This window comes from Caulobacter sp. FV2ye17ST (genome assembly GCF_058680955.1).
On the sequence record NZ_CM178727.1, the window covers coordinates 550,776 to 563,554 of the forward strand.

Annotated in this window: 7 protein-coding genes; 2 read left to right on the forward strand and 5 right to left on the reverse strand. The window is 68.6% G+C overall.

The window, feature by feature from the left end; translation table 11 throughout:
- Positions 1 to 38 precede the first annotated feature (38 nt).
- A complete protein-coding gene (locus ACW17V_RS02745) occupies positions 39 to 1,028 on the forward strand; it encodes a sensor histidine kinase (RefSeq protein WP_492107359.1) in 990 nt (329 codons plus the stop codon).
- Here ACW17V_RS02745 and ACW17V_RS02750 read toward each other — a convergent pair.
- From ACW17V_RS02750 to ACW17V_RS02760, 3 genes are read right to left on the reverse strand one after another with little or no spacing between them, the layout of a single operon-like run.
- Positions 1,025 to 4,144 (reverse strand): efflux RND transporter permease subunit, encoded by a 3,120-nt coding sequence (locus tag ACW17V_RS02750; RefSeq protein ID WP_492107360.1) that lies wholly within the window; start codon positions 4,142 to 4,144, stop codon positions 1,025 to 1,027. The genes ACW17V_RS02745 and ACW17V_RS02750 overlap by 4 nt on opposite strands.
- The gene (locus ACW17V_RS02755) at positions 4,144 to 5,205 is read right to left on the reverse strand and encodes an efflux RND transporter periplasmic adaptor subunit (RefSeq protein WP_492107361.1); all 1,062 of its coding nucleotides are present in this window, start codon (positions 5,203 to 5,205) and stop codon (positions 4,144 to 4,146) included. Before ACW17V_RS02755 ends, ACW17V_RS02750 begins: the two co-directional genes overlap by 1 nt.
- 11 nt (positions 5,206 to 5,216) lie before the next feature.
- On the reverse strand, positions 5,217 to 6,713 hold the full coding sequence (locus ACW17V_RS02760) for an efflux transporter outer membrane subunit (protein WP_492107362.1): 1,497 nt from the start codon (positions 6,711 to 6,713) through the stop codon (positions 5,217 to 5,219).
- A 516-nt stretch (positions 6,714 to 7,229) separates the two neighbouring features.
- On the opposite strand from ACW17V_RS02760, the gene ACW17V_RS02765 reads away from it, so the two are divergent.
- On the forward strand, positions 7,230 to 10,214 hold the full coding sequence (locus ACW17V_RS02765) for a TonB-dependent receptor (protein WP_492107363.1): 2,985 nt from the start codon (positions 7,230 to 7,232) through the stop codon (positions 10,212 to 10,214).
- 79 nt (positions 10,215 to 10,293) lie between these two features.
- Here ACW17V_RS02765 and ACW17V_RS02770 read toward each other — a convergent pair whose 3' ends face one another.
- Positions 10,294 to 11,415: a hypothetical protein gene (locus ACW17V_RS02770; RefSeq protein WP_492107364.1), complete on the reverse strand. Its 1,122-nt coding sequence runs from the start codon at positions 11,413 to 11,415 to the stop codon at positions 10,294 to 10,296.
- An 84-nt stretch (positions 11,416 to 11,499) separates the two neighbouring features.
- Positions 11,500 to 12,729 (reverse strand): TetR/AcrR family transcriptional regulator, encoded by a 1,230-nt coding sequence (locus tag ACW17V_RS02775; RefSeq protein WP_492107365.1) that lies wholly within the window; start codon positions 12,727 to 12,729, stop codon positions 11,500 to 11,502.
- Between the last annotated feature and the right edge of the window lie 50 nt (positions 12,730 to 12,779).

Genomic DNA, 12,779 nt, shown 5'->3' on the forward strand with positions numbered 1-12,779 from the left:
CAGTAGCCGCGTCACGTCAACATCTGGTGGGGGACTTGATGATGGGCTGGCGGAGCATCCGCACCGCGCCGTTATTCGGCTACGGGATCGCGGCGGTCGCGGCGCTGGCGGCCTTTTGCCTGCGCCTGCTGCTCGACGGCTGGTTTCCGCCAGGCTTTCCCTATGTGACCTTCTTTCCCGCCGTGGTCATCACGGCCTATCTCGCCGGGGCCAGGCCGGCGATCCTCTGCGCTGTCCTGTCGATGGTGGGCGCGGGCTACTTCTTCGTACCGGCCTATAATGGCTTCCACATCAACGTCGCCACCGGGATGGCGCTGTTCTTCTATGTCTTCGTCGTGGCGGTCGACATCTTCTTCATCGACGGCATGCGCGGCGCGATGCGCCAGCTGGCGGCCGAGCGCGAACGCTATGAGCGGCTGGCCGAGAACCGTGATCTGCTCTATCGCGAACTGCATCACCGGGTGAGCAACAACATCCAGGTCGTGGGCGCGCTGCTGCGTCTGCAGGCCGGCGGCGTCAGCGACGGCGAGGCCCAGCGCGCCCTGACGGAGGCCGGCGGCCGCATCGAGACGATCGCCCGGATCCAGCGCGAACTGCACAACCAGGTCGGCGATCCGTCTCCCTTCCGCGACTTCGCGCGAAGCCTTCTGGCCGACGCCAACGCGGCGGCCGGCAGTCCCGCCGAGGTGTCGCTGGACGGCGGCGAGGCGCCGCTGCATCCCGACCAGGCCACGCCGGTGACTCTGGTGCTGCTGGAAAGCTTCAACAACGCCATCGAACACGGCTTCAAGGGCGGCGCGGGCCAGGTGCTGGTCAGCCTCGACCAGAGCGGGGACGAGCACGTGCTGATCGTGCGGGACAATGGCGCCGGGCCGCCGCCCGGCTTTGATCCCCGCAAATCCGCCAGTCTTGGCCTGCGGATCGTCCGCTCAATGGCCGGTCAGCTTGGCGGCGTCTTCGATCTGACCCGCCAGGACGGCTGGACCGTCTGTCGCCTGACCTATCGGCCCAAGGCGCTGGAGTCCTAAAGCCGGTCGGCCGGCGCCCCGTCCGGCGTCGCCGTGACCGGCGCTTCGCGCGGTGTGGTCCAGCGGGCCAGCTTGGGCTTTAGCCAGTTTTCGAAGTCGTCGATGATCTCATAGACCACCGGCACCAGCACCAGCGACAGCACGGTCGAGGTGATCAGGCCGCCGATCACCGCCACGGCCATGGGCTGGCGGAACTCCGAGCCCTTGCCGATGCCCAGGGCGGTGGGCAGCATGCCGGCCATCATGGCCAGGGTGGTCATGACGATGGGGCGGGCCCGTTCGCGGCAGGCTTCCAGGATGGCGTCGCGCTGGGACTTGCCGGCCCGTTCCTCCTCGATGGCGTAGTCGACCAGCAGGATCGAGTTCTTGGCGGCCAGGCCCATCAGCATCAGCAGGCCGATCAGCGAAGGGATCGACATGCTCATGCCGCAGACCAGCAGGCCCGCGAAGGCGCCGCCGATGGCCAGCGGCAGGGCCGACATGATGGTGATCGGCTTGAAGAAGCTGCCGAACAGCAGGGCCATGACGCCGAACACCAGGAAGATGGCCGACAGCAGGGCGATGGCGAAACCGCCGAACAGCTCGCCCATCGCCTCCTCGGTGCCGCCCGTGGCCTTTTCGACCCCGGCGGGCAGGTTCTTCATGATCGGCAGGCTGTCGACCTCGGCGGTGGCCGAGCCCAGCACGACGCCGGGCTGCAGGTCCGCCTCGGTGGTCAGCTGGCGCTTGCGGCCATAACGCTCGATCTTGGCCGGACCCGCCTGGAACTCGACATCGGCCACGGCGTCCAGGCGCGTATAGCCCCCGGACGCGGTCGGCAGTTGCAGGGCCTTGATCTGGGCCAGGTCGCCGCGAATGTTGTCGGGCAGGCGCACCCGGATCGGCAGGCGGCGCTCGCCGTCGGTCAGCTTGGCGACATTGGCGTCGATGTCGCCCACCGTGGCCACGCGGGCGACGGCGGCGATGTCGGCGGCCGAGACGCCCAGGCGGGCCGCCTCGTCGGCGCGCGGGCGGATGACGATCTCCGGGCCGCTGGGCGGGGAGGCGGGGCGCGGGTCGGCGACGGTCTTCAGGCCGCGCATCTGGCGTTCCAGCGTCAGGGCGGCGCGCTCCAGAGCCGTGCCGTCCTCACTGGTCAGAATGGTGGAGACCTCGGCCGAGCCGTCGTCGCTGAGCAGATTGACCCGCACATCGGGCAGATCCATCAGCTTGTCGCGCATCAGGGCCTTGATCTCGGGCACCCGCAGTTCGCGCTCGTCATGCAGCACGATGGTCACCGTGCCGTCGCGCAGGTCGCTGCCGCCCGATCCCCCGCCGGGACCGCTGGCGGCGATCACCGAACCGATCTGGGCGAAGACGTGCGAGGTTTCGGGGCGGGCCTTGAACAGCTTGGTGATCGACTGGACGGCGCGGTCCATGTCGGCCGCCGTGGCGCCCGGCGGGCCCTGGACCTTGAGGTAGTAGTAGTTGTTGTTGGCCGGCGGCTGGAAGCCGGCGGGCAGGCCGCTGGCCATGAAGATCGAGAAGGCGAAGATCACGCCGCCGATGATGCAGGCGACGATCCGGTGATCGAGCGCCCATTCCAGCACATTGCGATACATCCCCTTGAACGGCTTGCGCGGGTGAGGATGGGTGGCCGGCTTCAGGAAATAGGCGGCCAGCAGCGGCGTCAGCAGACGCGCGACCACCAGCGAGAACAGCACCGCCACCGCGACGGTCAGGCCAAACTCGCGGAAGAACTGGCCGGGGATGCCGGGCATGAAGGCCACGGGCGCGAACACCGCCACGATGGTGAAGGTGGTGGCCACGACCGCCAGGCCGATGGCGTCGGCGCCGACCATGGCGGCGGCATAGGGCCGCTCGCCGGCGGCGACGCGTTTCTCGATATTCTCGATCTCGACGATGGCGTCATCCACCAGGATGCCGATCACCAGGGTCAGGCCCAGCAGGGTCACGACATTGAGCGAGAAGCCCATGATCGCCATGAAGATGAAGGTCGGGATCAGCGACATCGGCATGGCGATGGCGGTGATCAGGGTGGCCCGCCATTCGCGCAGGAACAGGAACACCACCACGGCCGCCAGCAGCATGCCTTCCAGCAGGGTGGCCCGGGTGGCCTCGAAGCTGGCGCGGGTGTCGTCGACGATGGAATAGATCTTGGTGAAGGTGACGTCGGGGTGAGCCTCCACCAGCTTGTCGATGGCGATCTTGATGCCGTCCTCGACGCGCACGTCGCTGGCGTCCTTGGTCTTGCTGACCTGGAAGGCGACCACCGGGCGGCCGTCCAGACGCGCGAAGGAGCGGGCCTCGCCGGCGCCGTCGCCGACCTCGGCCACATCGGTCAGGCGCACGAAACGCCCGCCGCTGGTCGGAATGGTGATGGCCCGCAGCTGCTCGACGGTGCGGGCGGCGGCCAGCACGCGGACGGTCTGTTCGCGCGCGCCGATCGCCAGCCGCCCGCCGGGGGCGTCGAGGCTGAAACTGGCCAGGGCGGCGTTCAGCTGCGGCGCGGTCAGGCCGGCGGCGGCCATGCGGTCGGGGTCGATGACGATGTTGATCTCGCGATCCACGCCGCCGACCCGTCCGACCTGGGCGACACCCTTTTCGCCCTGCAGGCGGCGGCTGATCGTGTCATCGACGAACCAGGACAGCTCGCTGATCGTCATGGTGGGCGATGACACCGCGTAGGTGACGATCGGCAGCGAATCCAGGTCGACGCGCTGGACGATCGGCTCGTCGATCTCGCGCGGCAGCAGGGCGCGCGACTGGTCGATCTTGGAGCGCACCTCGTCGGTGGCCTTCTGCAGGTCCTCGCCGATCTCGAACTCGATCGAGGTGGTCGAGACGCCCTGAACGACCGAAGAGCGGATGCTCTTGACGTTGGGAATCCCGGCCAGGGCGTCTTCCACCTGGCGGGTGATCTGGGTTTCCATCTCGCCGGCGGCCGCGCCGCTCTGGGTGATGGTCACCGCCACCAGCGGGAACGAGACGTTGGGATACTGCTTGATGGGCAGCATCATGTAGCTGGCGATGCCCGCCAGGATCAGGGCGATGAACAGAACCGCGACCGGGATCGGGTTCTTGATCGACCAGGCGGATATGCGAACGCCGGCCATCAGCGCGCGGCCTTGCCATTGGCGTCGGTCGGCTTGACCAGATCGCCGTCGAGCGTGAAGGCCGAGCCGCCCAACAGCACGCGCGAGCCGACCGGCGGGCCGTCGAGCAGCTCCACCCAGCCGCCGCCGCGCTGACCGGTGCGGACCGGGGTCTGACGCGCCCGGTTGGAGGCGTCGACGGTCACCAGGGACGAACCCTCGGCGTCATAGCGGATCGCGGTTTCGGGCGCGGCCTTCACCTTGCGGCCCGAGGCGGCGAAGATGGCGCGGCCAAAGCCGCCCGGGCGCAGGCCCTCATCGGTGGGCAGGCGCAGGCGCACCTTGCCCAGGCGCGTCGCCGCGTCGATCCGCGGACTGATCAGGCGCACGACGCCGGACACCGAGCGGCCGTCGGGCAGCATGACCTGGGCCGACTGACCGACCGCGAGGGACGAGAGCTGGGCGTCGCCGACCTCGGCGTCCAGCTCGACCAGGCCGTCGCGAGCGATGCGGAACCAGGGCGTGGTCGCGCCGCCGGAAATCTCACCGGGGCGCACGGTGCGTTCCAGGACCCGTCCGCCGACCGGGGCGGTGATGGTCATGCGGCCCGAACGCGTGCGCAGTTCGGCCAGGGCCGCTTCCTGGGCCTTGGCGGCGTAGCGGCGGCTTTCGATCTGTTCCTGGCTGAGGACGCCCTGACCGTCCAGGCCGGCGACGCGCGCCGCCTCGGCCTGGGCCTGTGCGGTCAGCGCCGCCTGCTGGGCGATCTGCGCGCGCAGCAGGGTGTCGTCCAACTGGACCAGCGGCTGGCCGGCGCGGACATAGGCCCCTTCCTCGACATAGACCTTGGCGACGCGATAGCCGGCCAGCTCCGAGCCGACGGCGGCTTCCTCGCGCGGGACCAGCTGGCCCGAGGCTTCGAACCCGGCGCCCAGCGGCCGGCTTTCGACGCGGCCAACGGTGACGGCGCGGGCCGCCTGGCTCGAGGCCTTGGCGGCGGCGGGCTCGTCCTTCTTGCCGCCACAGGCGGTGACACCCAGGGCTGTCGTCAGGAGCAGGGCGGCGATCAGGGTGCGGTTCATCAGGGCGGATCTCATCGCGAAGAGGCTTTTTCGGGAACAGCTTGGGGCGACCAGCCGCCGCCAAGCGCCTTGTAGGTCTGGACGGCGCGCTGCAGGGCCTGGCCCCGCGCGCCGCTGAGGGCGGTGCGGGCGGCGCGCCAGGACTGTTCGGTCTGCAGGGCCGAGGTCAGGTCGGTCAGGCCCGCGGCGTAGCCGCGGCGGCTGGCGTCATAGGCCGTGGCCGCGCGACGCTCGCCGGCTTCCAGCAGGGCGACCCGGCGCTGGTCGGCCGACAGCTGTAGCAGGGCGCCTTCGGCCTCGCCAAATGCGGTCTGCACCGACTTTTCGTAGGTGATGGCGGCCTGTTCGGCGCGCGCGTCCTGGGCGTCGATATCGGTCAGCAGCTTGGGGATGTTCAGCACCGGGACCGACAGGTTCAGGCCGATCGACCAGGCCGAACTGCTGGTCGAGGACGTGGCGCCCGGCGTCAGGAAGCTGGGCGAGACCGCCTTGGTCAGGCCGACGCCCGGAGCCAGGGTGAAGGTCGGGAACAGCGCCAGCTCATTGACCTTCAGATTGGCCGAGGCCGAGGCCAGCCGCGCCTGGGCCTCGCGCACGTCGGGGCGGCGGGCCAGCAGGGTTCCGGGGATGGCGGCGGGCGCTGGCGGCGCATCGGCCAGGGCGGCGGGGACCGGCAGGCTGGCCAGCGGATCGATCCCGCGTCCGACCAGGATCAGCAGACTGCGGCGGGCGACCTGGAGCTCGGCTTCCAGGCTGGCGACCTGGGCTTCGGACTGGGCCAGATCGGCGGCCGCGCGGTCGGCGTCGGAACTCGGCGACAGCCCGCGCGTGGCGCGCGTTCCGGCGACATCGGACAGCGATCGGGCGATACGGGCGCTCTCGCGCGCGTCCTCCAGCTGCACGGCCAGGACGCGGGCCTGGAAATAGGACTGGGCGACATTGGCGGCCAGGGCGGCGCGGGCGCCTTCATAGCCGAAGCGGGCGGCGGCCAGATCGTTGTCGACCACGCCCCGGGCCGCGCGGCGGCGACCGATCAGGTCCAGCTCCCAGCTGACATCGAAGCTGGCGCTGTAGTTTTCGCTGTCGCCGCCCTGAGTGAAGCCGCCCGGACCGCTCTGGTCGATGATGTCGGTGCTGGTGCGGCTGGCCGCGCCGGTCAGCGGCGTGGAGGGGATATAGAGCTGCCGCACCTGGCCCCGGCGCACGGCGCGGGCCTCGTCCAGCCGCGCGGCGGCCAGGCGGGCGTCCTGGCTCTGCTCCAGGGCGGTGTCCACCAGCTGGGTCAGGGCCGGGTCGTTGAAGACCGTCCACCAGCGATCCAGGGTCTGGTCGGGCAGGGCGACGCCCGCGGGGGCCTCGAAAGCGGCGGGCAGGCGCGTGTCGGCCGACCGGGGCGCTGAGACGCAGGCCGAAAGGGTCAGGGCGGCGAGACCGACAGCGGCGATGGCGCGCGCGTTCGAGCCTGTAGGACGATGGCGCCCAGCGGCGTCCGTCGCGACGAAACTCATGAAGTCCAACCTGATCCGCGGCCCGTCGGCGGTTCGCCGCATCGACCCTTGTCCCTTCCAATTAGGCGTGTCCGGCCCGCCGGAAAACCCCTCTGTTGATCATTGATCGGTGAACGGGCGCCTTGGCCAGGTCTCATGCCAGACCCTGACGCCACAAGGTGTCAGCAGCGGCGTCGGAACCCGCTTTGCGGCGCCCCCAATCCCACGACGGTTGACGTACCGTCAAAACATACCGCATCATCGAAACAGGTGTTCGAATCCAGGTTCGAGCCTCGCCTCGCGGAGTTCGCGCGCGGCGGTTATGCGTGAGTTTTCCAGTATCCGGCTCAGGGAGATCCCAAGAGTGTCGGTTATGTGCGGCGCATCATCAGACTTCGAAAATGCTGCAACGCCAGATTTCGCCCGCTATGGCGAGGCCTGGCGCTCGGCCTGCTGTGCGACGCGTCCCGACGACTGAGGTCGACCCCGGGCCCCCAAAAATAAGCATCAAAAAAGCAAACGAGGGAGGGAAGCATAATGAAAAGAACCGTGTTCCTGCGGGGCGGCTCGTCACTGGCGTTGGCCATCGCCCTAACCGCCGGGGCGGCCCACGCCCAGACCCGGCCTGACACCGCGCCCACCGAGGTCGAGGAAGTCGTCGTCACCGGGTCGTTCATCCGGGGCACCCCCGAAGACGCCGCCCTGCCGGTCGATGTGATCGGCGCCGAGGAACTGCAGAAGCGGGGCTCTCCCTCCACCGTCGAGCTGCTCAAGGCCCTGTCGGTTTCCAGCGGGGTTCTGGGCGACACCAACCAGTTCGACAGCCGCGCCCAGGGGTCCGAAGGCTCCGGCTCGGTCAATCTTCGCGGGCTTGGCTCGCAGCGCACCCTGGTGCTGCTGAACGGCCGTCGCCTGGCGATCAATCCGTTCGGCGCCGCCGGCGCCGGCATCGTCGACACCAACATCATCCCCGCCGCCGCCATCGGCCGGCTGGAGGTGCTGAAGGACGGCGCGGCGGCGACCTATGGCTCGGACGCCATCGCCGGCGTCGTCAACTTCATCACCAAGAAGAATTTCAACGGCCTGGAAGTGGGCGCCGACTATCGGGTGATCGATGGCTCGGACGGCGACCACAGCCTCAACGCCACCTTCGGCAAGATCTGGGACAACGGCAACCTGCTGGTCAGCGCCGGCTGGCAGCATCGCTCAAAGCTCAGCGTGGCCGAGCGCAGCTGGGCCAACACGCCCTATCTGAACAATCCGGAAGCCGGCTGGTCGGCGGCGGGCAGCCCGTCGACCTTCATCCCCCTGGCCAGCACCACCAGCGGCATGCGCGACCCGGCCTGCGCGGGTCTGAGCGGCTTCCCGGGCTTCAGCGGCCTGACCCCGGTCTGCTACTGGCACTACACGCCGTTCGACAATCTGGTCGAGAAGTCGGACGCGATCCAGATCTATGGCGAGGTCAATGCCGACCTTTCCGACAAGACCAAGTTCCATGTCGAGGTGCTGTACGCCCACACCGACGTGCCTGACTGGAACACCTCGCCGTCTTATGCCGCCCTGGCGGTTCCCACGGCCGAAGCCTCGCCCATCGCCGGGCGCTATATTGTTCCGGCCAGCAATCCGGGCCTGCAGGCCTTCATCGCGTCCAACCCGACCGTTCAGCTGACCAATCTGGTCAACGGGACCCAGTTCACGGCGCCGGGATCGATTTTCGCCTTCGGCGCCATCAACGCCGCCAACCGCCCCTTCGGCATCGGCGGCAACCCGGCCTTCGACTACGGCCCCTCGATCGGCTCACGTAGCTTCGACGCCTTCCGCGTCTCGGGCGACCTGAAGGGCGAGTTCGACAACGGCATCGGCTGGGAAATGGCGCTGACCTATTCCCAGGAAGTCGGCATCCGCACGGGTTACGACACCCTGGTCAACCGCTACGCTCTTGCGCTGCAAGGCCTGGGCGGCCCGACCTGCGACAGCAATCCAAGCCTGCCCGGCATCCAGGGCACGGCCGGGGTCGGCGGTTGCATGTATTTCAACCCCTTCGCCAGCGCGATCCCCAGCAACGCCATCACGGGCGCGGCCAATCCGGCCTACAACGCCTCCCTGGCCGTCAACAAGGACCTCGCCAAGTGGTTCTTCCAGAAGCTGTCGACCAAGCAGTCCTCGCGACTGTTCGTCGGTGAGGCGGTCCTGAACGGCAAGACCGGCATCAGCCTGGCCGGCGGCGACGTGGCCTGGGCGGCGGGCGTCCAGTATCGCCGCAGCTACTTCAAGGCCGACTACAACGACATCAGCAACGCGGCGATCAATCCGTGCGTCAACACGCCCGACTTCGGCGTCACGACCTGCACGGGCTCGCAGCGCAACGGCCCCTTCATGTTCCTGGGCGTGGGCAACGAAGCCGACAACCAGTCGGACGTGATGGCCGCGTTCGGCGAACTGTCGGTGCCGATGACCGACACCTTCCAGGTGCAACTGGCCGCCCGCTTCGAGGACTACGGCGGCGCGGTGGGCGACACCTTCAATCCCAAGATCTCGGCGCGCTGGCAGGCCCTGCCCTGGCTGGCCGTGCGCGGCTCGGCCGGCTCCACCTTCCGCGGGCCGCCGGACCCGATCACCACCACCACCTCGGTGACCTCGCTGCAAAGCATCCTGGGCACGTTCCGGGCGGTCGACATCTTCGGCAATCCGAACCTGGATCCAGAAAAGGCCAACACCTACAACGCCGGCCTGCTGTTCAGCGCCGGCAACCTGAAGGCCAGCATCGACTACTTCCAGTTCGACTTCAAAAACCCGATCGTGACCGAGCCGGTGGCGGGCATCGTCAACGCCCTCTATCCGAACGGCGCCACGGGGGCCAACAACTGCGCCCTCTATCCGGCCCTGGCCGCGCGGTTCACCTTCAACGGCGCCTGCGGTCCGCCCACCACCATCGCCCGCCTGAAGACCAACTACATCAACGGCGCGGCGGTGAAGAACTCGGGCTTCGACTTCGCGCTCGACTACCGGTTCGACAACGTCCTGGGCGGTGAGCTCGCGGTCGGCGGCAACGCCACTTACATCTCCGAGTACAAGGTCGGCGCCACCAGCGTCGAGGGCGTGGTGGTCGAGAAGGCCTTCGACGCCGTCGGCCTGTTGAACTACCAGACCACGGTCGTGCCGATCCCGCAGTGGAAGGGCGACATCCATGGCGAGTGGAGCATGGGGCCGCACAATGTGCGCCTGACGGTCCACTATATCGACTCCTACACCGACCAGCGCACGGCGCCCTTCGCGGCCAACGCCTACAAGGACACCACCGGCGCGGGCGTGCAGATCACCAACGGCAAGACGATCGACGCCCAGATCCTGACCGATCTGGCCTATCGCGTCTTCCTGCCCTGGGACACCACGGTCACCGCGGCGATCACCAACCTGTTCGACAAGGATCCGTCCTACGCCCGTCTCGACCTCGGCTACGACCCCTTCACCGGGGATCCGCTGGGCCGGACCTACAAGATCGGTCTGCGCAAGAAGTTCTAGATCTCGCTGGAGAGACCAAGACGGAAGCGCGCCCTTCGCGGGGCGCGCTTCTTTCGTTTGGCGATGGCGTCCGACGTCCTCAGATGTAGTCGAGCAGGCTGGATCCGCCGTTGGGGCCGTTTGCGCCGCTGAAGAGCGAGGCCAGCTGGCTGCGCATGTCCTGCAGTTTGACCATCTGGTCGTACAGCTGCGGCGTCCAGCCGGCGGCCTGGCGCTCCTCGCCGGTCATGCCGACATAGCGCGCGATCATCGCCTTGCCGAACGCCGACGGGTCGTCGGAGGCGCCGGTGGACGTGTAGCTGTCGCGCACCGCCTGGCCGTCGCGCGTGCGGATCTCGGTCGCCGCCTCGCGGATCTCATGCTCCGAGAACAGCCCGTCGCGATTGAGCGAGATCGCGGCCAGCGAGCGGGCGTCGAACCGGGCGAAATCGATCTCGCCTGACTCCGGATCGGTCGCCATGCCCTCTCCGGTCGCTGTGGCGTATTGTCGGTCCAGCACCGCCCGCACGTCGCTGGCCACCTTGCCGAAGTCGCGTGTGCGGGGACTGGCGACCACGCCGCCGGCGTCCTTCAGATAGGCGGCGATCGGGTCGCCCTCGATGCCGGCGGGGGCGATGCCGGGGCGGTCCATGGCCTGCTTGCGGCCCTCGGTCAGGGCGGCCTTGTCCTTGGCCCACTGGCCCGTCGCCTTTTCTTCAGGAGAGGCTGTCTCGAGATGGTCCAGGGCGGCCTTGTAGAGACCGGCATAGTCGCCGGTGATCCGGGCGCTGGCGGCGGGGCCGGCCAGGACGGCGTCGCGGCGGGATTTCAGCTCCAGCGAAGTGACGACCTGCTCCTCGATCGGGAACTTGCCGCCGCGGTTGCTGGCGACGGCGTAGAGCTCGCGGCGATCCAGCCCGGTCAGGTCGATGGTCGCCTTGCCGTCCTTCAGGGCGCTCGTCGCCCTGGCGGCCTTCAACAGGCTGTCGAGGGCGGAGCGAGCCTCGGCGACCACGCCGTCGGTGGTGCGGGTGTCGGTCTGGGCCTTCAGGGCCGCCTGGGCCTCGGCTGACAGGGTGACGGTGACGGCCGCCGTGGCGTTGTTGGCCGCCTTGGCCTGGGCCGAGGTGTCCGCCGTGTTCGTTGGTGTGGTCGTCGTATTGGTCGCCAGGCCGGCATTGGCGTAGCCCGTGACGTACGGCGAAGATCCGATGATGGTCATGGGGGTACTCGAAGCGATTCAATCGCCGCAAGAGTAACAGCCCCGCCATGGTTTGAAATCCTGCGAAATCAAACCTCTGGTTGGTTAACGCGTGAAGACGCCCATCATCAGCGGACGGGCGAACAGCTCGGCGGCCTCGTCACGCTCGACCCCGGGCACCCAGGCGCCCAGGGCGGCGGCGGCGTTGAGCATCGAATTGATCATGTGGGCGGCGATCATCGGATCGACGGGACGGATCGAGCCGTCGGCGATGCCGTCCGAGATCATCGCCGCGAACCGTTCGGAGCCCCGGCCATAGCCTTCGGCCATATCGTGGCGGATGTCGGTGGGCAGGGCCCCCATCGACGAGGCGCGCAGAAGAGGGCCGTGGTCCGACAGCTGATAGGCCACCAGGGTCGCGGTGGCGGCGGCCACCTGGTCCCAGGACGAGCCATTGCTGGCGCGGGCGTCGACTTGCGACTTGCGGGTCACGGCGAAGGTGCGCTGGAAGCACTCCACCACCAGGGCGTCCTTGTCCTCGTGGTGGTGATAGAATGAGCCCTTGGTCACGTTCAGCGCCGCCGAGATGTCCTCGACCGAGGCCCCGCGATAGCCGCGTTGATTGATCAGCCGGGTGGCGGCGACCAGGAAGGTCTCGCGCCATTCCTGGCCCTCGGACGAGACCGGGGTCGGGTCGGGCAGGGCGGCGGGCGTCCAGGCGCGGCCGGGCGCGGCCAGGCCGCCGATCAGGATGTCGTAGATCTTGTCGCGGACGCGGTCGTAGTCATCCAGGTCGTAGCGCCGCAGCCAGGTGCCCGACCAGAAGACCTGCTCCATCAACAGGTGGGTGCGGGCGTTGCGTTCGCGCTTTTCCAGGTGCTCGAAGCCCTCGCCCTCGAAGAAGCCCCGCACGCGGCGGAAGAGGTCGTTGAAGGCGTTGGACACCGACGAGCGCAGCGGCTCTTTGAGGGCCTTGATCTCGGTGAAGCTGGTCAGGGGCGTGGCCTCGCCCAGCCGCACGCGACGGTTCAGGTCGAGATACAGATCGATGAAGGTCTTGAGGCGCGAGGGCGGATCGGGCTGAGCCGCCGCCTGGGCGATCATGGCGTCGAACCGCTCCAGGCCGCGCATGAAGCAGGCGGCCGCCAGATCGTCTTTCTTGCGATAGTAGTAGGTGACGCTGGTGGTGATCAGGCCCACGCGGGCGGCGACGTCGGCCAGGGTCATGCCGCGGACGCCCTGACGGTTGAGGATCGCCGTGGCGGCCGCCAGGATGGCTTCCTTCTTGCGCGCATAGCGCGCCGTGGCCACGCCACCGATCCGTCCATCATCCATACGCAGGACTCCCCAAGCACCGAGTACGCCGGTTGCTGGACTACTCGGTC

Coding starts and splice junctions, on each gene's coding strand:
- ACW17V_RS02745 (WP_492107359.1), top strand. CDS start 39: ATGATGGGCTGGCGGAGCATCCGCACCGCGCCGTTATTCGGCTACGGG.
- ACW17V_RS02750 (WP_492107360.1), bottom strand. CDS start 4,144: ATGGCCGGCGTTCGCATATCCGCCTGGTCGATCAAGAACCCGATCCCG.
- ACW17V_RS02755 (WP_492107361.1), bottom strand. CDS start 5,205: ATGAACCGCACCCTGATCGCCGCCCTGCTCCTGACGACAGCCCTGGGT.
- ACW17V_RS02760 (WP_492107362.1), bottom strand. CDS start 6,713: ATGAGTTTCGTCGCGACGGACGCCGCTGGGCGCCATCGTCCTACAGGC.
- ACW17V_RS02765 (WP_492107363.1), top strand. CDS start 7,230: ATGAAAAGAACCGTGTTCCTGCGGGGCGGCTCGTCACTGGCGTTGGCC.
- ACW17V_RS02770 (WP_492107364.1), bottom strand. CDS start 11,415: ATGACCATCATCGGATCTTCGCCGTACGTCACGGGCTACGCCAATGCC.
- ACW17V_RS02775 (WP_492107365.1), bottom strand. CDS start 12,729: ATGGATGATGGACGGATCGGTGGCGTGGCCACGGCGCGCTATGCGCGC.